Origin of the sequence: Nocardia sp. NPDC050718 (assembly GCF_040654235.1) — a bacterium.
Classification (GTDB): domain Bacteria; phylum Actinomycetota; class Actinomycetes; order Mycobacteriales; family Mycobacteriaceae; genus Nocardia.
The window spans coordinates 560,803-580,195 of the sequence record NZ_JBFAHQ010000004.1 but is presented as its reverse complement, the minus strand read 5'-3'; the positions used below and the strand labels follow the sequence as shown (position 1 = coordinate 580,195).

Sequence of the window (19,393 nt, the reverse complement as noted above, 5' to 3'; positions counted from 1 at the left end):
ACGCGCGGAAACCGCTACCGAGGGACCGACACGGGATCGGTGCAGCTCGTCGCCGCGTCGACCAGCGAGCACGGGACCGGCGCCCTGGTCGGGCGGTAGTCGGCCGGGACCCCGCCGCCCGCGGTGATCGCGCGGTAGGCCGCGACGGCATCGGTCGGGGTCCGGGTCAGTGTCGGGTCGGTCAGCACGTCGACCGTGTACAGGCCGAATCGTGGTGTGTAGGAACCCCATTCGTAGTTGTCGGTCAGGCTCCAGTAGTTGTAGCCGATGAGCGGAATGCCGTCGGCGACCGCGCGCTGTAGCCAGTAGACGGTGTCGCGCAGCGAGTCGGCGCGGGTGTAGCCGTCGGCGCGCGGGCGGCCGTTCTCCGTGGGGATGCCGTTCTCGACGATGTAGAGCGGCTTGCCGGGGAAGCGGCGGGCGTAGTGGTCGAGTGCGTAGTAGATGCCCTCGGATTGCAGTGGCAGCGTCCAGAGCCGGTCGAAGTCGGGAACGGTGAGCTGCGTGGGGGAGACGCCGTAGTAGTAGTCGATGCCGATGTAGTCGAGGCGGGCGGCGATCCGGTCGAGCAAAGGCCCGCTGACCGCGTCGTCGACGCCGGGGATGAAGGCGATATTGCTGGTGACCTGGGCGCCGGGCTGCACCGAGTGGATGTAGTCGTAGATGCTGTTGTGCGCCTGGGCGATCCGGTCACCCATGGCCGGGACGTCGGCCACGCCGATCCCGCCCTTGCGTACCTCGTTGACGAGGTAGAACGTGGGCTCGTTGAAGGTCACCCACAGTGGGTCCGCGCCGGCGAAACGGTCGACCACCACTCGCGCGCTCGCCAGCCAGTTCGACACGATCTCGGGATCGCGCCAGCCACCACGATCGGCGGCCCAGCCCGGATACACCCAGTGGTCGAGGGTGAGCATCGGGCGCATGCCCGCGTCGGTGATCGTGCGGACCACGTCGTCGTAGAAGGCGAGGGCGCTGTCGTCCCAGACCCCGGGCCCTGGTTGCACCCGCGCCCACTCGATGCCGATGCGGTACACGCGCACACCGAGATCCGCGGCGAGTGCGATGTCGGAGCGGTACCTGGTGTGGAAGTCCACCGAGTTCAGGTAGGGGTCCTGGGTGGCACCGGACGCGGCGTAGCGACGCCAATTGCTGTCCGGCGCATCGCCTTCGGCCTGGAATCCGGAAGCGGCCACGCCCCAGAGGAATTCGGGCCCGAGGGGTGCGAGGTGGGCCGGTGCCTGCGGGCGGGCGAGAGCGGGGGAGGGGCTGGTCGTCAGGAGTGTCGCGGCGGCCAAGGCGACCGTGGCGAGGAATCGGCGACCGCTGGGGGAGGGCATGGCACTCACTCCTGAAGGGAAGGTGGGGGAGTTGTCCAGTGTGCGTCATCCAGACGGCGGATTCCGGGAATCCCGCCGGTGCGGCGTCGCACCAACCCGAACCTCGACTACAACATATGGTTACGTAGATATGCGCATCTAAATATGTAACCTCACCTCGATATCCCAGCCGCCCACAGGTTCTCTACATGTCCGAACGTCAACACCGCTCCACTGCATAGACGGGGAAGGGCCCTCTCGCCCGCATGTCGCGGCGGCGCTCCGGGTGGGCGAGTGAGTTGTCTCTCAGCAGGCCGTTCCGAGTCGAGGTATCCGTTTCGCTCGAGACAGGATTTCAAGATGCCGCGGAACCCCTTACCTGCCCTCGCACGTGAATTCGCCGCACAGCCCTGGGTCATGCGCGGTGCGGGCATCGTGCTGCCGACCGAACGACTGCTGCGCAGGCTCAGCGGTGGCCGGTGGGGAGTTCTGGATCTGGCCGGCCTGCCGTCGATCGAGGTCACCGTGGTCGGCCGCAAGTCCGGCCAGCCGCGGACGACTTCGCTGCTGTGCGTCCCCGACGGCGACGGCTTCTATCTCGTCGGCTCGAACTGGGGCAAGCCGGAACATCCCGCGTGGTCGGCGAATCTGCGCGCGGCCCGGACCGCCTCGGTGCGCTACAACAGCAGTTCCGCCTTCCCGGTGACGGTCGCCGAGATCACCGGCGTCGAGCGCAAGCGCGTCTGGGATCTGGCCGTCGAATTCTGGCCCGGTTACGAGATGGAGTTCGAACGCTCCGGCGGCCGCGAGTTCCGCATCTTCCGGCTGGACCGCATCGCCGACTGACCCGAGGTCGTACCGGGTTCCCTTCCACTGCCGGTCCCGGTTCGGGCCGCGCTCGGCACCGTTGCGCTGTCCGAGCTGGTGCGCGCTACGGTGTCCGGAAGCCGCCGATCCTCTGTTCGAGCAGTTCGGCCAGCCGCAACGGGGTGCGGTCCTCGAACATGGGACCGATGAGCTGTACGCCCACTGGCAGGCCCTCGGGTGAGCGGCCCGCCGGTATGGCGGTGGCGGGGAGGCCGGGCGTGGTCGCCACACCGGCCCAGACGAGCTGGTCGAAGTACGGGTACGTGGTGCCGTCGATATCGACCCGGCGTTCCAGGGGATGGGGGTGATGGTCGTGCGGGAACGCGGGCGTGGGCGTGATCGGGCACACCACGGCGTCGTACTCGGTGAAGAGCTGCCGCCAGCGGTGCCGATGGAGTTCGCGAAGGTTGTTCGCCGCCAGCCAGTCACGGTGGCTGAACACCATCGCGCGGAGCCGGGTCGCGTCCAGGCTCTGGTCGTCCGCGTCCAGTTCGGCGGCGCGGCGGCGGAGCTGTTCGTACTCGTCGACGGGGAAGTAGGCGACGGAGCCCGAGAACAGCAACTGCATGTACAGCGTCGCGGCTTCGGTGGGATCGGGCAGCAGCGGACTGTGCCGGTCGACGTGGGCGCCGCCGTCGACGAGCGCGTCGGCCACCCGGTTCACCCCCGCTCGCACCGCGGACCCGGTGGGAATGAGTGGATGGTCGTCGAGGACCAGGACGCGGAAGTCGCCGAGCTGTCGGTGACGGGCGGGCGGGAGGGCGAGATCGAACCCGACGCCGAGGGTCAGGGGATCGGGCCCGGCCATGACGTCGAGGAGCAGCGTGAGGTCGCGGGCAGTGCGCGCCATCGGGCCGACGACGGCGAGGTCGAGGTCGACCGGCCAGGCGGGCGTGGTCGGAGGAACCATTCCGCGCGGTGCCGCCAGCCCGCGGGATGGCTTGTGCGCGTAGATGCCGCAGAAATGCGCGGGGGTACGCAGCGAACCGGCCTGGTCTGAGCCGATCGACAGCGCGCCGAATCCGGACGCCAGAGCCGCCGCCGATCCACCGGAGGAGCCGCCCGACGTGCGTGTGTGATCCCACGGGTTGTTGGTGGTGCCGTAGATCGCGTTGAAACTCTGGATGTCCTGCAGTCCGAGCGGCACATTGGTCTTGCCGAGCACGATCGCGCCCGCGGCCTCGAGGCGGGTCACCTGGACCGCGTCCTCGGCGGGTACATGATTCGCGTGCTGCGGCATTCCCCAGGTCGTGGGCAGCCCGGCGATGTTGTAGCTCTCTTTGACCGTCACCGGGATACCGAGCAGGGGGCGGTCTTCGCCGCGGGCGCGTGCTCGGTCGGCCCGCTGCGCGGCGGCTCGGGCGCGGTCGAAGGTCCGCACGCAGATCGCGTTGATCGAGGTGTCGTCGCGTTCGATACCGGCGATCGCTGCTTCGGTCAGTTCCGCTGAGGTCACCTCACCGGCACGCAGGGCGGTGGCGAGTTCTTCGGCTGATCGGAAATTCCACTCCATGCAGCGGACGGTATCGGCGTGCTTCTGCAGCCATAAAGAATCTCTCGGCGCAACGGGACAGTCGAATTCGGGCCTCGATTTCACCGATCGACGCAGCGATTTCGTCATTTCGCAGGTCACGGTGTCGACTCGGGTTGATCCGACTTTTTCGGGCCATGAAATGCTTTTTCGGACAACGGGATAGATGTCACAGCGACTACGGTGTTCGGCGGCGGGCACTCGCGTGGATCTCGCCGGAGTTACCCCATCAGAGCCCGAGTTTGGTGACGGCGTTGTCTTCGAGCGGATTCGCGGTACGGATGTAGCCGTGCACCGTGCGGGGGTTCGCCCAGCGTCCCTGGCGCATGATCTCGCGGTCGCTGGCGCCGCCGAGGGCGGCCTGGGTGGCGAAGCCCGCGCGCAGTGAGTGGCCGGAGAACAGGTCGGGGTCCAGGCCGGCGCGGGCGGCATAGCGTTTGACGAGTGCGGCGACCGCGCGCCCGGACAGCGGGGCCGCGCCGACGGAGCCGTGCCGGTTGATCGTGGGGAACAGCGGGCGGTCGATGTCTGCGGCAAGCGGGGTGCCGGTGAAGCCGTGGCAGCGATGGATCGTCGTGTCGGCCACAGGATGGTCGGCCGTCCAGGTGCGGGTGCCGAGGTCACCCGCCGCCGCGTGCACCTCCAGGAGCCGGATCCAGTCGGCGAAGGCGCAGATGGGGCAGGTGCGAGGATGTTTGCCGCGCGGTAGGGCGATGCGCTGCTCGGCGACGCCGGTGGGGTCGGTCTTGGTGGTCGGCAGATGCACGACGAGCAGCGGTTCGCCGGTGGTGTGATCGGTCCGCACGTGGACGTCGCTGACGCGCAGGCCCGCGAGTTCGCTGCGGCGCAGGGCGCCGGCGAAGCCGACCAGCAGGGCGAGCGCGTCGCGGCGCCGGGCGGGCTCGGTGGGCCACCCGGGGTCGGGGAGTTCGGCGAGCAGCTGGTCGAGGGTGTGCAGCAGGACGGGACGTTTGCGGGTCGGCGGGGTGCGGCGGGTGCGCCGGATACCGCGCAGTGTCAGCCGGACGACGTCGGAGCGGGTCGGCGAGGGTAGTCCGTTGGCCGCGTGCACGGCGGCGATCGCGGCCGACTTGCGGTCGAGGGTGGCGGGGCTGAACGCCCAGGTGCCGTTGTCGCGGCGGGCATCGGCGGCCGCGGCGAGGTACACGGCGACGTCGAGCGGGTCGGCGGGCAGGGCCTGCCGGTGCTCGGCGGCGCACCAGCCCGCCCAGGCGATCCAGTCGGTGCGGTAGGCGCGCAGGGTGTTCGCCGACTGGGAGGCTTCGAGGTAGCGGCGCAGGGCGTCGGCCTGGCCGTCGTCGAATCGTTCGCGGACCAGGCGCAGCGCGGCGGTGTCGACGAGGACGCTGCGCACGCCGCGGCGCAGTTCGGTCCGTACCTGTTCGGGAAGGACGACCGCTGCGTCGCTGCCGCTCACGTCGCCGCTCCTCGCGTGAATCAGTCTGTCGCCGATGACTCCTGGCGTTCGAGCCTAGGTCATCGGCGGACCGTCATGGCATCTCGGCCAGTTCGGCGAGCTTGGTGTGGATGTAGGCGGCGAGCCGATGCCGGGCCGCGGTGGTGAGGAAGCTGGTGTCGCCGAGTCGCGGGAAATGGTCGTCGACGTGGTCCGATGCGGTTTCGGGGGTGCCGGCGGGTTCGTCGACGGGTGCGAGACGTGCCGGATGTTGCTGGGGGAGAGGAACATTCGGCACATCCGGGTCGGTGTGCGCTGCTCCGTGACGAACCATGCCTGAAACCTTAACGTTTTGATTACGGCCGCCGCCAACAAGGCGGGCCGGTAGTGATAACCGACACGTTTTCACAGTGGGTGGATGATCGGGGCGTGGGTAGCCGGCCGTACCGTCGGGGCATGGTTTCGTTGCGTGGCTGGGCCTCCTTTCCCGCCGAGCTCCCGGCGTTCGACCCGGACTCGGCTCCGCCGACACCACACGAGCTGTTCCTGGACTGGCTGACCGAGGCCGGGGAGCACGTGCTGGCACCGCACGCGGTGACGCTGTCGACCGTGGACGCCGACGGCACTCCCGACGCGCGCGTGGTGATCCTGAAGGATGTCGGTCCGTCGGGGTGGGCGATCGCCACCAGTTCGGAGAGCCCGAAGGGCCGGCAGTTGGCGAAGACTCCGCACGCGGCGCTGACGTTCTTCTGGCCGGGGCGCGGTCGGCAGGTCCGCCTGCGCGGCCCGGTGACTCCCGCCGCGCCGGACGTCTCCGCCGCGGACTTCCTCGCCCGGCCACCGGCCTCGCGGGTCGAGGCGTTTATCGGACGGCAGTCCCAGGTGCTCGACGATCCGGCGGAGCTGACCGCGGCGGCACGAGAGGCCGAACGCTGGGTCGACGAGAACCCCGGCACGGCACCGGACACCTGGACGCGCTACCTGATCGCGCCGGTCGAGGTCGAGTTCTGGCAGGCGAGCCACGACCGACGGCATCTCCGGCTGCGGTACCGCGGCGTGGACGACACCTGGGTCCGCGAACGCCTGTGGCCGTGAGGCTCGTCGTCAGGACGCGCGCGCGGTGGGGTTCTCGGCGAGGGCGGCTTCGCTGACGTAGCCGGCGACCGGGCTCAGCTGGAGGACACCGGGCATGCGGCGGGTCAGCGCGGCCGGACCGGCGAAGGTCACCCGTCCGGTGCGCTGGGCGTGGGTCAGCGGCATGCGGCCGAGCCAGACCTCGTAGAGGGCGGCCACGTCGGCGACGATGGCGACATCGACCGGGTAGCCGGGGTCGGCCTCGCACACCGAGGGGGTGCCCGCCTCGACGACGATCCAGAATCGGCGGACGTCGTCGGTGAACCGGACCTGCAGGACGTGGCGCCTGCCTGGGAATCCGGAGGTGTCGACGCGGGTGTGCATCCACCACACGAGCAGGGCGGGGTCGAGTTCCTCGTGCTGGGGTGCGCTGAAGGTCCAGCGGGCACCCCATTCGCCCAGGCCGAACAGGATCGGCTGGAGCTGGGTGCCCGCTTCGGTGAGCAGGTGGTCGGCACCGATCTTGTCGAGCAGCCCGGCGCGTTCGAACTGGCGCAGCCGTTTGGCGAGCAGGCTGCGGGACAGGCCGGGCAGACCGCGCGCGAGGTCGTTGAAGCGGGTGGTGCCCAGGTAGAGGTCGCGCAGGATGAGCAGCGACCAGCGTTCGCCGAGCACGTCGAGCGCGCGGGAGATCGGGCAGTACTGGCCGTAGCCTGCGGTCGTATCAGTCATGGTCACCTCGCCGACGGGGTCCATTTCCTGGACCGGGGGAGTCCACTTTCTGGACTATCTGGTTATCGCGGCGCTTCCTACCTTCGAAACATGACTTCCACATTTTCCGACACCACGTCCCGTACCGACCGCGTCGCCCTGGCCCGCGCGATCGGTGAATCCCTGCGTTCGGAGGTCCCCGAGCGGGACCGCACCGGCGAGATCTCCGTCGCCGCGTTCGACCGGCTCCGCGCCGACGGACTCTCGGCCGCGCTCGTGCCGGTCGAGTTCGGCGGCGGTGGCGCCACCCATCGGGAGATGGGGGAGATCCTGCGGGAGCTCGGTCGCCATGATCCGTCGACCGCCGTCGCCTTCGCCATGCATTCGCATCTGGTGGCCGCGCAGGTCTGGCGGCACAAGCACGGCGTCGACGCGTCCGCAGTATTCGCCAAGGTGGCGGCGGGCGCGATCCTGGTCAGCACCGGGGCGTCGGACTGGGTCGATTCCAACGGCGCGGCCGCGCGCGTCGACGGCGGCTACTCGGTCAGTGCCAGGAAGGCGCCCGCGAGCGGCTGCGAGGTCGGCGACGTCCTGGTGACCAGCGTCCGCTTCGAGGATCAGGTCCTGCACTTCGCCGTGCCGATGACGGCGCCCGGTGTGAGCATCGACAAGACCTGGGATTCGTTCGGCTTGCGTGCGAGCGGATCGCACACCGTCGTGCTCGACGAGGTGTTCGTCCCGGACGCCGCGATCTCGCTGATCCGTCCGGCCGGTCCGTGGCCGCCGGTGCTGAACGTGGTGATCGGCGCGGCGCTGCCGTTGGTGCTGGCGGCCTATCTCGGTGTCGCCGACACCGCTGTCGACCTGACCGCCCACATGCTCGAAGGTCGCACCGAAGCGCACACGGTGCAGTCGGCGGGCGAGATGCTCAACGCCTACACGACCGCCTCGGACCTGATCACCGCCATGTTCGCCGACTCCGAGGACCTGACCTTCGCCAATACCGATGCCTACGCGGCCCGCACCCTCAGCCGCAAGACCGTCGCGGCGGATTCGCTCATCACCACGGTCCGCCTGGCCATCGAAACCACCGGCGGCGCAGGCTATTCCCGCGCCTGCGAGCTCGAGCGCCTCTACCGCGACATCCACGGCTGTCAGTTCCATCCCCTGCCCCGCGCCAAGCAGACCCGCTTCAGCGGTCGGGTGCTGCTGGGTCACAGCCCGATCGACTGATCGCGCCGTGCCCGCCGGTGGTTCTCAGTGTTGGATCAACCCGCTGACCGGCACGGGATCGACATGCCCGGAGGCGGGAAGGGTCCGGGCCAGGCGGAGTCCGATGTCGACGAGGGATGACCGGCGAAGGCCCGCGACGTCGGTCATCGGAGTCCAGACCGACTCGGCGGTGTCGCCGTCGGGTTCGGGCCGGAGGTGACCGCCGGTGATGCGGACTCGATAGAAGATCCCGACATTCTGATGTTCGGTTCCGGCTCGTGCCACGGCAGCGGGAATGACCCGCGAGTCCACCCCGAGCAAGCGTTCGACGACCCCGTGGCAGCCGGTTTCCTCGGTGAGTTCCCTGGTCACCGCATCGAACGGATCCTCCGCATGCTCGACCCCGCCGCCCGGCAGGGTCCAGGTGGATTCGCCGGTCCGCGATACATGGCGGGCCAGCAGCACCCGACCGTCCTCGATGCACACGGCGTAGGCGGCCAGCCGGAAACTCATTCCCGCAAACCTAGGGGTAGCCGTAGCATCCGCCGAAAATCGGGCGGATATGGCGTAGCCGCCTGCTGGGCACCGGTTCTCGTGCTCGGTGTGCGTGTGGGGCGCGTTGGTGCTTGGCTGCCGGGGATGATGTTGGTCGGCTCTGGTGGAGGCTGGGTTTCGTGGCGACGCGGATGTTCGCGGACGAGGAACTGGAACGTCTGCGGGGGTTTCCCGAGATCAGTCGCGAGGAACTGTTCCGGTACTTCACTTTGACGCCGTCGGATCTGGCGTTCGTCGATCCGGGCCGCGGGCGTGGCCCGGCGGACCGGTTGGGGTTGGCGATCGCATTGTGCACGCTGCCGTGGCTGGGATTCGTGCCGGACCGCCTGGTCACGGCCCCGCCGGTGGCGGTGGCGCGTCTGGCCGAGCAGCTCGGGGTGGATCCGGTAGAGATCGGTGGCTACGGCCGGCGCGCCAAGACCCGCACCGAGCACGTGCGCCTGGCCGCGCAGTACCTGGGCTGGCGGGCGGCCGGTGCGCTCGAACTCAAGGAACTCGACGAGTTCCTGCTCGCGCGGGCGATGGAACACGATTCCCCGACCCTGCTGTTCCGGCTGGGATGTGAGTACCTGATCTCGGCGCGGGTGATCCGGCCCGGCCCGGTCACCGTGGTCGAGCGCGTCGCGCACGCCCGCCACCAGGCTCAGACCGAGACCTATGACCGGCTGGCCCACGAACTCACCCCGGCTCGCTGCGCGGAGCTGGACGGACTGCTGGCCACCGACGCCTCGCTGGGGATCTCGCGGTTGCGGTGGCTGTCGACCGGGCCGGTGGAGGCCTCGGCGGCCGGGGTGCGCGCCGAGGTCGACAAGCTGGCGTTCCTGCGAGGGCTGGGTGCTGATCGCCTGGACCTGTCGGCGCTACCGGCCGAGCGGCGCCGGTTCCTGGCCGCGGTGGGTCGCCGGTTGACCCCGCAAGCCCTGGAACGCCGGGATCCGCAGCGGCGGTACCCGATCCTGCTCACCGTGCTGGCCCAGTCGGGCACCGACGTGCTCGACGAGGTGGTCGCGTTGTTCGATCAGGCGATCTCGGCGAAGTTCGGGGCCGCCGAACGCCGGATGCAGCAGGAACTGGCCGAACGCGGCAAGACAGGAGAGGACCGCCAAGGGTTGCTCGACGAGCTGCTGGCGATCGTCACCGACCCGGCTGTCGCGGATGAGGAGATCGGTGGGCTGATCCGCGGAGAGAAGATCGGATGGGAACGCCTGCGCGCGGCGATCGCGCAGGCCAAACCGCGCCTTCCCCGTGATCACGGGCATCTGGCCGCGCTGGATTCCTCCTACAACTATCTGCGCCAGTTCACCCCGGCGGTGCTGGCTTCGGTGCGCTTCGCCGGCGGGACCGCCGCGACCGAGCTGCTGGTCGCGGTGGCGATGCTGCGCGAGCTGAACGCGACCGGGCGGCGCAAGGTCTTCGACGACGCCCCGACCGGGTTCGTGCCGACCAAGTGGCGCGGCTACCTCGACCAAGCCCGGAAAACCGGTAGCGCCACGGCGTATCGGCACTACTGGGAGTTGTGCGTGCTGCTCGGGCTGCGCGACGGGTTGCGCAGCGGGGACGTGTTCGTGCCCGGCTCACGCCGCTACGCTGACCCCGCGGCCTACCTGCTCACCGACGAGGCGTGGGCCCCACAGCGCGAGGAATTCTGTCGCCTGGTCGGCCGGTCCGCCGATCCCGGCGCCGCGTTGGCCGGCGTCGTCGACGAACTACACACCGCCCTCGGTGAGCTGGAGACGGTGCTCGCCGAGGGTGAGGGCCCGGTGCGGGTCGACGAGGACGGGGACCTGGTGATCTCGCCGTTGACCGCGGAAGACGTTCCGGCCGAGGCGATCGCGCTCAAGGCCGAGCTGACCGAGATGCTGCCGTTCGCGCCGATCGTGTCGTTGCTGATCGAGCTGGACAAACGCACCGGTTACCTGGACTGCTTCACCCACGCCGGCGGCCAGGCCACCCGCACGCCGGAGTTGAAACGCAACCTGATCGCGGTGCTGCTCGCGCACTCGACCAACCTCGGGTTGACCAGGATGGCCGAGGCCTGCGGCATCAGCTACGACATCCTGTCCTGGACCGACGAATGGTATGTGCGTGAGGAGACCCTGCGCGCGGCGAATCTGGTGCTCATCGACTATCACCAGCGGCTTCCGCTGACCACGGTGTTCGGGACCGGCACTGTGTCCTCGAGCGACGGGCAGCGCTTCCCGACGCGCGGCAAGTCGACGACCGCGCGGCCGATGAGCCGCTACTTCGCCGATCAGGGCCTGTCGACCTACACCCATGTCACCGACACCCACGCCACCTACGGCACCAAGGTGATCGTGGCGACCAGACGCGAAGCCCACTACGTGCTCGACGAGATCCTGGGCAACGCCACCGATCTGCCGATCACCGAGCACGCCACCGACACCCACGGGGTCACGCTCGTGAATTTCGGGCTGTTCGACCTGCTCGGGATGCAGCTGTCCCCACGGATCCGGGACCTGGGCCGGATCACTCTCTACCGGCCGGGCCCGCGCGCCGAGGCCGAGGCTCGGTTCCCGCACGCGGGACCGTTGATGACCCGCAAGGCGAACCTGGAGCTGATCGCCGAGCACTGGGACGACCTGCTGCGCCTGGCGGGGTCGCTGAAGTTCGGGCACGCCACCGCCTCCCTGCTGGTCGGCAAGCTCTCGGCCTCGGGGCGTCAGAACACCCTGGCCGCAGCGCTCAAGGAGTACGGGGCACTGCGACGCACCATCTACGCCGCGAAATACCTCTCCGACCCCGACTACCGGCGCAAGATCTCCCGCCAGCTCAACAAGGGCGAATCGTTGCACGCGCTGCGCCGCGACCTGCTCTACGCCCACGAGGGCATGATCCGAGCGCGCCACCTCGAACAGCAGACCGAACAAGCGTGGTGCCTGACGTTGGCGACCAACGCCGTGATCGCCTGGACCACCGAGTATTACGGGCTCGCCGCGCAGCAGATGCGCCGGGCCGGGCAACGCATCGACGACGAGGTCCTGGCCCACATCTCCCCGGCGCACAGCGCCAACATCAACTTCTTCGGCGCGATCGAAGTCGACATCGACGCCGAACTCGCCGCGCTCGGGCCGACCGGGTATCGGCCATTGCGGGTCCGCGACACCCTGTTCTGACTCAGGCGACGGCCTGCGGGATGAATCGGCCGCGGCCCTACCCCGGACGGGCCCGGTCAGCCCTGCTCGGCGGTCGGCGGGTGTTGCGGTGGCTGCTGAGCGGTGCGGAGCTGTTCGCGTAGCCGTGCCACGGTGTCTTCGAGTTCGAGGATGCGCGCGACCGCGGCCAAGTTGGCACCCTCCCCGGTCAGGGTGGTGATCCGCGCCAGCCGCGACAGGTCGGCGCCGCTGTAGCGGCGGGTGCCCCCGGCACTGCGAGCCGGGATCAGCAGGCCGTGCTGCTCGTAGAGGCGCAGGGTCTGCACCCCGATCCCGGCCAGCTCGGCGGCCACCGAGATCGCATACACCCCCCGCCCGGCGCCCGGCATTGTGTCGCGTTGTGGGTCCATCACCTGTCCTCACCTCGTCTTCTGTACTCGAATCCAGATTATCTCATGTAGACACTTGCACTCTCCTGAGTCGAGTGCTAAATAATATCTATGCCGGATGGCAGAGGTTATCTGGCCGAGAATCTACCGAGAATGGAGTGAGTTGGAGGTGGCGACCATGCTGATGCGTACCGATCCGTTCCGTGACCTGGATCGTCTGACCCAGCAGGTGTTCGGGACACCCGCCCGCCCGGCGGCGATGCCGATGGACGCCTGGCGTGACGGCGACGAGTTCTTCGTCGAGCTCGACCTGCCGGGTATCGACGCGGATTCGCTGGATCTGGATGTCGAGCGCAACGTGGTGACCGTGCGCGCGTCACGGCCGGGCCTGGACTCGGGCAGGACGATGATCGCGGCCGAACGCACCCGCGGCGTGTTCTCCCGACAGCTGTTCCTGGGCGAGAACCTCGACACCGACGCCATCCGCGCCGACTACCGCGACGGAGTGCTGCGCCTGATCATCCCGGTGGCCGAGAAGGCCAAGCCCCGCAAGATCGAGATCGCCCGCAACGACGAACGCCAGGCCATCAACGCCTGAGCCGTGCGATGGGAGGTTCGACGATGTCTGCCTCGATCATCGACACCACGCCCGACCGCTGGTGCGACGACACCGAACTGTGGGCGCTGGATCCCGACTACGCCGACCTGGTCGCCGAGATCGAAGCCGTCTTCACCGGCATCGATCCACCACCGCGGCCACCGGCTCGCCCCGGCGGCGGTGACCCCCACCGGCACCGGCCACCACGACAACAGCGGGCCTACCCACCACCGGCCCGGCCGAGCTCACCGCAGTGGACACCGACCCAGCGCAGCCCTCCGTGGCGGCGGAACGGCCGCGCTGTCCCGATCACACAAATTCTCGAAGTGAGGTGATGCGCAATCGACAGATCCACGACATCGACTCTTCCGATGAGCTGAACAACGTTTTCCTTCGGTCCCGGTGGCCGGGCACCGCGCCCGGCCACCGACTCCGTCCCACGAGCCCGTACGAGGAGGACCGCCATGACCGTGCTACCGACCGCGTCCGAGGCCGACCGCCTCGAACAGCACACCTTCGCCGACGAGGCCGACCGCGACCTGGGCCCGGACTTCGACGCCGTCCAGACCGCCACACCCGGCCCGGCCGGACTCGATACCGCCGATGTGGCCGATCGTTTCGAGCAAGCCTGGAGCACCCCCTACGACGATGATGACGACCTCGCATTACTGGCCCACTGACCAGCAGCCCGCCACCGACCCCGTTCACCCTGATGAGACGGCATCGGACTGGACAGCGGGACAGGTCGAATGGTTCGACGCGCAGAAGGGTTTCGGGTTCCTGCGCCCCGACAACGGCGGACCGCCGGTGTTCTGCGACTACACCGCCATCGAGTCCCCCGGCTACAAGACGCTGCACTCCGGCCAGCGCGTCGTGTTCACCACCACCGACACCGGCCGCGGCCCCGAAGCCGCCCGGGTCCTGACCTACCACCGACCCGGCACCGAACCCCAGACCGGCGACCGGCCGCGGTTCCGGCCACGATGCCGACGCCGCGCCACCTGAACCACCGCCCCTGTCCTGCCAGGAGTAGACCCCCTATGCCTCGCAACGTCACGCCCACCCCGACCCCCGGCGACAGCGGAGTCGTCTGCTGGCCCGAACCCAGCCCCCTCGACGACTGGTGGACCGAGATCATGGACGGTGTCACCCCGACCCGTGCCCACACCGCCTGTTCCGGCACCACCTGTTCCGGCGAGCACGGTCATCCCCGCCCCACGCCTCCGTCGCGCCGGGGGGCGGCGTGAACACCGCGCTGGCCCTCGTCCTCGCGGCGACCGTGCTGGCCTGCGCCGCAGCCACCGCCGGCTGGGGCGCAGTAGCACTGAGCTACTACTGGGAGATGCGGCGCCGCCGCACCCCCCGACTCGCACCTTGCCGCCCGCCTCGGCCCGGTCACCACAGCCAACGGCCTGACCCCGGCCAGATCACGCCCCTCCCGCGACGGCGTCCACGCGCCCCGGCTGCGCTGATACCCCGGATAACGGTCTGTTATCCGGGGTAACGTGAGAGTCGACCTGCGGCGGACCTACCGTCGCACCGACGCGAAGCGGCCCCGTTATCCGGGGCAAGCCGGAAACGGGGGATTCGATGGCCGCGAAGGTGACCCGGCTGCGCACCGCGCCGACCCGCACCCTGCGCACCGCCGCCGAGGCGTTCCTCGACACGATCGGCTCGGCGAACACCCGCCGCGCCTACGGCATCGCCATCGTCAAGACCGTCGACCAGCTCGACGGCCGTGGCGAGGACGGGCTGATCGGGCCCAGCCGGGCCCTGGACTCGGTCACCGACGACGAGATCGGCGCCGCGCTGGAATCGTTGTGGGGCAGCGCGGCGGTCAATACCTGGAACGCGCGCCGCGCCGCGGTCGGCAAATGGCTGAGCTGGTGCGCCGAGCAGGGCTGGACCGCACCGACGCTCCCGGCCTCGGCTGGGCGCTCGACGCCGCCGGACTCCGACACCCCGGTCCGCTCCCGCACCGCGATCGACCGGCTCATCGGCCGCCGCGAGATCCATGTGCGGGAGAAGACGCTGTGGCGGATGCTGTATGAAACCTGCGCCCGCGCAGAAGAACTGCTCCAGCTCAACATCGAAGACCTCGACCTGGCCGCACGCAGCGCGCCGGTGAAATCCAAGGGCGCCAAACCCCGCACCCGCCGCCGCGGGCCAGCCCACCACGAACACGTCCTCGAGACCGTGTACTGGGACGCGGGCACCGCCCGCCTGCTCCCGCGATTGATCAAGGGCCGCACCCGCGGACCGGTGTTCGTGGGCCACCGCCGGCCCGGGCCCGGCAAGTACCTTGCCGACCGCGATGTCTGCCCCGACACCGGGCTGGCCCGGCTGTCCTATGACCAGGCCCGCGACCTGCTCGACGCCGCTACCGCGCTCGACGGGCCCGGAACCGGCTGGGATCTGCACGAACTGCGCCATTCCGGCCTGACCCACCTCGGGGAATCCGGGGCCAGCCTGTTGCAACTGATGGCCAAGTCCCGGCACCGCAAGGCCGAGAACCTGCGCCGCTACTTCAAACCGTCCCCGCAGGCGATGCGCGAGCTCACCGCGCTGCTCGGCCCGGACGCCAACCGGCGCTGACCAGCAGCTGCGCCATATCCGCCCGATTTTCGGCGGATGCTACGGCTACCCCACCTACTCCCGCACAACACCTAAGCGATCCGACGGTTGCCGCTCGACATCGCCGCGCTCGCTGTGGTGCGGCGATGTCGAGCAGTGGGCTCAGATCTCGGCCAACTGGTGGTCGGCGACGTGGGCGGCCAGGTAGCGCAGGTGGTCACCGGAATCGCCGAGGGTGTGGTCGATGGCGGTGAGGCGGGCGGTGTAGTGGCCGACCGGGTATTCGGCGGTCATGCCGATTCCGCCGTGCATCTGGATGGCTTCCTGCCCGATGTGCTTGCCGGAGCGTCCGATGCGCAGCTTGGCGCGGGCCGCGACGACGGGGTCGGCGATGCCGTCGGCCAGTGACATCGACGCGTACAGGCTCATGCTCCGGGCGAGTTCGAGTGACACGTACATGTCGGCGGCGCGCTGGGTGAGTGTCTGGAAGCTGCGCAGCGGGACACCGAACTGCTTGCGGGTCGACAGGTAGTCGGTGGTGAGCCGCAGCGCTTCCGACATCGCGCCGACCGCTTCGGCGCAGAGCGCGGCCTGCGCGGTGACGAGGATGTCGGCGATGACATCGGTCGCGTCGACCGGCGTGCCCAGCGGCACCGCGGTCGCGCCGGTGAAGGTGAGGTCGGCCCCGCGCCTGCCGTCGTGGGTGCGGAATCCGGCGACGGTCACGCCCGGATCGGTCGGCTCGACCAGGAACAGCCCGGTACCGCCGTCGGGCAGCGCCGCGCTGACGATGAACTGGTCGGCGTCATCGCCGTAGGCCACCGGGTGTTTACGTCCGGTCACCTGCCAGCTGTCGCCCACCGGCGTCGCCTGGGTGGTGGCGCGCGCCGTCACCGGGCGCACACCGGGCTCGCCGTGCGCGAAGACGATGCGGCGTTCTCCCGCGGCGACTTCGGGCAGGATCTCCTTGCGCTGGATCACCGATCCGGCCCTGGAGATGAGCGCGCCCGGCAGCAGCGCGCAGTCCAGTACCGGCTCCGGCGCCAGGACGCGGCCGAGTTCCTCGAGCACGAGCATCGTTTCGATGGGACCGGCGCCCATGCCACCGTCGTCGGCGGCGATGGTGAGTCCGAGTAGCCCGATCTCGGCGAAGGTCGACCACACCTGCGGGTCCCAGCCCGGGTCGGTGCCGATGACCTCGGTGCGGCGTTCATGGGTGTAGTGGCGGGTCAGCACGCTGCGCACGGTGTCGCGCAGCATGTCCTGTTCGGTGGTGAGTTCGAAATCCATGACGGTGTCTCACAATCCGAGGATCGTCGAAGCGATGATGCCGCGCTGCACCTCGTTGGATCCTCCGTAGATCGATGTTTTGCGGTAGTTGAGGTAGGTGGCGGTGCTGCGGCGGGCCCAGTCGCCGCTGTCGCCTTCGCGGGGGAGGGAGTCGGGTCCGGCGATGTCGACGAGCAGTTCGGTGACCGCCTGCTGGAGTTCGGTGCCGCGCAGCTTCAGAATCGAGGACACCGGGTTGGGGGCGCCGTCGGCCGAGCCGGCCACGACCCGCATCTGCACGAGTTCCAGTGCGAGCAGCTCGTTCTCGAGCTCGGCGATGCGGGCGGCGAAGACCGGGTCGTCGAGCAGGGTGCCCGCGTCGAGGCGGGTCTGTTTGGCGTATTCCTTGGCCAGCCACAGCCGCACCTTGGTCTGGCCGACGGCGGCGATGCCGGTGCGCTCGTTGCCGAGCAGGAACTTCGCGTAGGTCCAGCCCTGGTTCTCGGCGCCGACGAGCTGGTCGGCCGGCACCCGCACGTTCTCCAGGAACACCTCGTTGACCTCGAATCCGCCGTCGATGAGTTCGATCGGGCGGACCGTCACGCCGGGGGAGTCCAGCGGGAACAGCAGCATCGAGATGCCTGCTTGCTTCTTGGGGGCGTCCGGGTCGGTGCGGGCCAGGCAGAACATCCAGTCGGCGCTCTGGGCGGCGGTGGTCCAGGTCTTCTGGCCGTTGATCACGTAGTGGTCGCCGTCGCGGACGGCGACGGTGCGCAGCGAGGCGAGGTCGGAGCCCGCGTCGGGTTCGGAGAAGCCCTGGCACCACCAGATGTCGAGGTTCGCGGTGGCCGGGAGGAAGCGGGCCTTGAGTTCTTCGGAGCCGAACTGGGCGATGACCGGCCCGATCATGTTGGTGTTGAAGGTGAGTGGTTCGGGCACCGAGGCCAGCTGCATCTCGTCGTGCCAGAGGTGGCGCTGGATGGGGGTCCAGTCGCGGCCGCCCCAGGCGACCGGCCAGTGCGGGACCGCGAGGCCGTGGGCGTTGAGGATGCGCTGGGTGGTGACGAAATCGTCTTTGGAGAGTTCGGCCATGTGCCTGGCCCGGTTGCGGATGTCGGCGGGGATTTCGCGCCGGAAGAAAGCACGTAGCTCGTCGCGGAAGGCGAGCTCGTCCTCGGTGAGTGCCAATTGCATGGTCGAGTATGTTACACAGAGATCAATATGTTTCAAATGGTGGTCGCGAGGGAGCCCTTATGCTGTGCGATGTGACGCGAGCCGAGGGGACACGAGCGCCGGGACGCCCCGCCGCCGCCAGCCGTGACGATGTGCTGCGCACCGCGGTCGAGGTGTTCCTGTCCGGCAACCGCATCGACGTGAACGCCATCGCCGCCCACCTCGGCCTCGGCCGGACCAGCATCTACCGCTGGTTCGGCTCCCGCGACGGACTGCTCGGCGCCGCGATCGCCAGCCAGCTCGAGCGGATGGTCGCCTACGCCGACCGCACCAGCGAGGCCACCGGCGCCGAACGCCTCAACGAGATCCTCGACCGGTGCATCCACTGGTTGGTCGAAGACGATTCCCTGCGCACCTACTTCGACAACGAATCCACCGCCGCCCTGCGGCTGATCACCCGTAGCGACGGCCCCGTCCACCAGGCCGCGGTCGCCGTCGTCGAAGGACTCATCGCCCGCGCCGAAGACCAGGGCTACGTGCCGCCGATCGACCGTGGAACCCTGGCCTACGCCCTGGTCCGGCTCTGGGAAGCCTTCCTGTACAACGACGCCGTCGCCGGCTTCCGCGGCGATGTCGAGCGCCTGCGCCAGGTACAGGCCGCGCTCCTGCGCGCCTGACCGCACGACCCGACCGCGCAACTTCGGGTCGATGGTCACGACGCACCGGGACCTTCGCCCCTAAGCACGGGCATGCCGGAGTGGTGCTATTGCTCGAAGCCCTTGCGTGAGGGAGTGAGCAGCAGCGGAAGCGAGGTCGGAGTACGTGAGTTCTCCTGAACTACGGTGGGCCGGTCCGGAGATCGGCGTGACGACCGGCGGCGCTGTCGACACGGCGGATGTCTCCCGGACAGCGCGCGCGGTCGCCGCGGTCCTGCGATCCCAGCGCATCGACGGTCCGGCCCGAATCCGCTTGTCCACCACATCTTCCCGCGATGGGTCTGTGCTCGCGCAGGTCAACGCGGGCCGCGCGGGCGCGGCGGTCCGGGTGCAGGTGGAAGGCCCGACCGGCTTCGTCGCCACGATCGTCGCCGAACGACTCGACCGGGCCGTCTCCCGATCGCGGCCGGCGGGACCGGTGCGGCGATGGCCGGATCCGGCGCGACCGCCGCTGACCTCGATCACCGGCGACCGGCCGATCGTGCGGCGCAAGCGCTGCGTGCTGCGCAGCGCGGACCCCACCACCGCGACCCGGGCGATGGACGCCCTGGACTACGACGCGCACCTGTTCGTCGACGCGGAATCCGGCGAGGACGCCCTCGTCTACTGGGCCGGTCCGCTGGGCGTGCGGCTGGCGCGGCAACACCTCACGCGACTACCCGACGGGCCCGCGCTCACGGTGAATCCGCATCCGGCACCGCGGCTGACCGAGTCCGACGCCGCGAGCCGGGTGTGCCGATTCGGGTTGCCGTACGTGTTCTTCACCGACGCGGACAGCGGTCGCGGCCACCTCCTCTACCGCCGCTACGACGGTGATCTGGCCATCGTGCAGCCCGTCCACGACCCGGAGGACCGGTCGTGAGCGCGCCGGCCGGGGA

20 protein-coding genes and 1 pseudogene are annotated in these 19,393 nt (G+C 69.5%); 12 read left to right on the top strand and 9 right to left on the bottom strand.

Going from position 1 to position 19,393, the window contains the following annotated elements; genetic code table 11:
• Positions 1–14: 14 nt before the first annotated feature.
• Positions 15–1,337 carry a family 1 glycosylhydrolase gene (locus AB0H54_RS21675; RefSeq protein ID WP_357347216.1) on the bottom strand — a complete coding sequence of 441 codons (1,323 nt, stop codon included), beginning with the start codon at positions 1,335–1,337 and terminating at the stop codon, positions 15–17.
• Between the two features lie 339 nt (positions 1,338–1,676).
• Here AB0H54_RS21675 and AB0H54_RS21670 point away from each other — a divergent pair, with 339 nt between their 5' ends.
• Positions 1,677–2,162, top strand: coding sequence for a nitroreductase family deazaflavin-dependent oxidoreductase (locus tag AB0H54_RS21670; protein WP_357347214.1), 486 nt, complete (start codon positions 1,677–1,679; stop codon positions 2,160–2,162).
• Between the two features lie 85 nt (positions 2,163–2,247).
• Here AB0H54_RS21670 and AB0H54_RS21665 read toward each other — a convergent pair whose 3' ends face one another.
• From AB0H54_RS21665 to AB0H54_RS21655, 3 genes are all read right to left on the bottom strand, one after another.
• Positions 2,248–3,804, bottom strand: a complete 1,557-nt coding sequence (locus tag AB0H54_RS21665) for an amidase (protein ID WP_357347212.1) — start codon at positions 3,802–3,804, stop codon at positions 2,248–2,250.
• A gap of 139 nt (positions 3,805–3,943) precedes the next feature.
• A complete protein-coding gene (locus tag AB0H54_RS21660; protein WP_357347210.1) occupies positions 3,944–5,152 on the bottom strand; it encodes a site-specific integrase in 1,209 nt (402 codons plus the stop codon).
• Positions 5,153–5,225: 73 nt separating this feature from the next.
• The gene (locus AB0H54_RS21655) at positions 5,226–5,465 is read right to left on the bottom strand and encodes a hypothetical protein (RefSeq protein ID WP_357347208.1); all 240 of its coding nucleotides are present in this window, start codon (positions 5,463–5,465) and stop codon (positions 5,226–5,228) included.
• Between the two features lie 122 nt (positions 5,466–5,587).
• Between AB0H54_RS21655 and AB0H54_RS21650 the strand changes: the two genes are divergently transcribed.
• A complete protein-coding gene (locus AB0H54_RS21650) occupies positions 5,588–6,226 on the top strand; it encodes a pyridoxal 5'-phosphate synthase (RefSeq protein WP_357347206.1) in 639 nt (212 codons plus the stop codon).
• A gap of 9 nt (positions 6,227–6,235) precedes the next feature.
• Here AB0H54_RS21650 and AB0H54_RS21645 read toward each other — a convergent pair whose 3' ends face one another.
• A complete protein-coding gene (locus AB0H54_RS21645) occupies positions 6,236–6,937 on the bottom strand; it encodes a winged helix-turn-helix transcriptional regulator (RefSeq protein WP_357347204.1) in 702 nt (233 codons plus the stop codon).
• Between the two features lie 90 nt (positions 6,938–7,027).
• On the opposite strand from AB0H54_RS21645, the gene AB0H54_RS21640 reads away from it, so the two are divergent.
• Entirely contained in the window at positions 7,028–8,149 is a 1,122-nt protein-coding gene (locus tag AB0H54_RS21640) for an acyl-CoA dehydrogenase family protein (protein ID WP_357347202.1), read from the top strand.
• 24 nt (positions 8,150–8,173) lie between these two features.
• Here AB0H54_RS21640 and AB0H54_RS21635 read toward each other — a convergent pair whose 3' ends face one another.
• Entirely contained in the window at positions 8,174–8,641 is a 468-nt protein-coding gene (locus AB0H54_RS21635; protein ID WP_357347200.1) for an NUDIX domain-containing protein, read from the bottom strand.
• A gap of 161 nt (positions 8,642–8,802) precedes the next feature.
• On the opposite strand from AB0H54_RS21635, the gene AB0H54_RS21630 reads away from it, so the two are divergent.
• Positions 8,803–11,817: a Tn3 family transposase gene (locus tag AB0H54_RS21630; protein ID WP_357347198.1), complete on the top strand. Its 3,015-nt coding sequence runs from the start codon at positions 8,803–8,805 to the stop codon at positions 11,815–11,817.
• A 56-nt stretch (positions 11,818–11,873) separates the two neighbouring features.
• Here AB0H54_RS21630 and AB0H54_RS21625 read toward each other — a convergent pair whose 3' ends face one another.
• Entirely contained in the window at positions 11,874–12,206 is a 333-nt protein-coding gene (locus AB0H54_RS21625) for a MerR family transcriptional regulator (protein ID WP_357347196.1), read from the bottom strand.
• 157 nt (positions 12,207–12,363) lie between these two features.
• Here AB0H54_RS21625 and AB0H54_RS21620 point away from each other — a divergent pair, with 157 nt between their 5' ends.
• The 6 genes and pseudogenes from AB0H54_RS21620 (at position 12,364) to AB0H54_RS21595 (ending at position 15,378) form a co-directional block, all read left to right on the top strand.
• Positions 12,364–12,783, top strand: coding sequence for an HSP20 family small heat-shock protein (locus tag AB0H54_RS21620; RefSeq protein ID WP_357347194.1), 420 nt, complete (start codon positions 12,364–12,366; stop codon positions 12,781–12,783).
• 23 nt (positions 12,784–12,806) lie between these two features.
• On the top strand, positions 12,807–13,118 hold the full coding sequence (locus AB0H54_RS21615; protein ID WP_357347192.1) for a hypothetical protein: 312 nt from the start codon (positions 12,807–12,809) through the stop codon (positions 13,116–13,118).
• Between the two features lie 129 nt (positions 13,119–13,247).
• Positions 13,248–13,463 carry a hypothetical protein gene (locus AB0H54_RS21610; protein ID WP_357347190.1) on the top strand — a complete coding sequence of 72 codons (216 nt, stop codon included), beginning with the start codon at positions 13,248–13,250 and terminating at the stop codon, positions 13,461–13,463.
• A 58-nt stretch (positions 13,464–13,521) separates the two neighbouring features.
• Positions 13,522–13,695 (top strand): annotated as a pseudogene (locus tag AB0H54_RS21605) (cold shock domain-containing protein); the annotation flags it as partial.
• A 128-nt stretch (positions 13,696–13,823) separates the two neighbouring features.
• Positions 13,824–14,030, top strand: a complete 207-nt coding sequence (locus AB0H54_RS21600) for a hypothetical protein (RefSeq protein WP_357347188.1) — start codon at positions 13,824–13,826, stop codon at positions 14,028–14,030.
• Positions 14,031–14,373: 343 nt separating this feature from the next.
• Complete coding sequence (locus tag AB0H54_RS21595; protein WP_357347186.1) at positions 14,374–15,378, top strand: site-specific integrase; 1,005 nt, start codon at positions 14,374–14,376, stop codon at positions 15,376–15,378.
• A gap of 141 nt (positions 15,379–15,519) precedes the next feature.
• Here AB0H54_RS21595 and AB0H54_RS21590 read toward each other — a convergent pair whose 3' ends face one another.
• Together AB0H54_RS21590 and AB0H54_RS21585 are read right to left on the bottom strand one after the other, a co-directional pair.
• Positions 15,520–16,647 carry an acyl-CoA dehydrogenase family protein gene (locus tag AB0H54_RS21590; protein ID WP_357347184.1) on the bottom strand — a complete coding sequence of 376 codons (1,128 nt, stop codon included), beginning with the start codon at positions 16,645–16,647 and terminating at the stop codon, positions 15,520–15,522.
• A gap of 9 nt (positions 16,648–16,656) precedes the next feature.
• Positions 16,657–17,820, bottom strand: a complete 1,164-nt coding sequence (locus tag AB0H54_RS21585) for an acyl-CoA dehydrogenase family protein (protein WP_355271980.1) — start codon at positions 17,818–17,820, stop codon at positions 16,657–16,659.
• Between the two features lie 71 nt (positions 17,821–17,891).
• Between AB0H54_RS21585 and AB0H54_RS21580 the strand changes: the two genes are divergently transcribed.
• Positions 17,892–18,476, top strand: a complete 585-nt coding sequence (locus AB0H54_RS21580; RefSeq protein WP_357347182.1) for a QsdR family transcriptional regulator — start codon at positions 17,892–17,894, stop codon at positions 18,474–18,476.
• Between the two features lie 145 nt (positions 18,477–18,621).
• A complete protein-coding gene (locus AB0H54_RS21575; RefSeq protein ID WP_357347180.1) occupies positions 18,622–19,377 on the top strand; it encodes a sigma 54 modulation/S30EA ribosomal C-terminal domain-containing protein in 756 nt (251 codons plus the stop codon).
• The last annotated feature ends 16 nt before the right edge of the window (positions 19,378–19,393 follow it).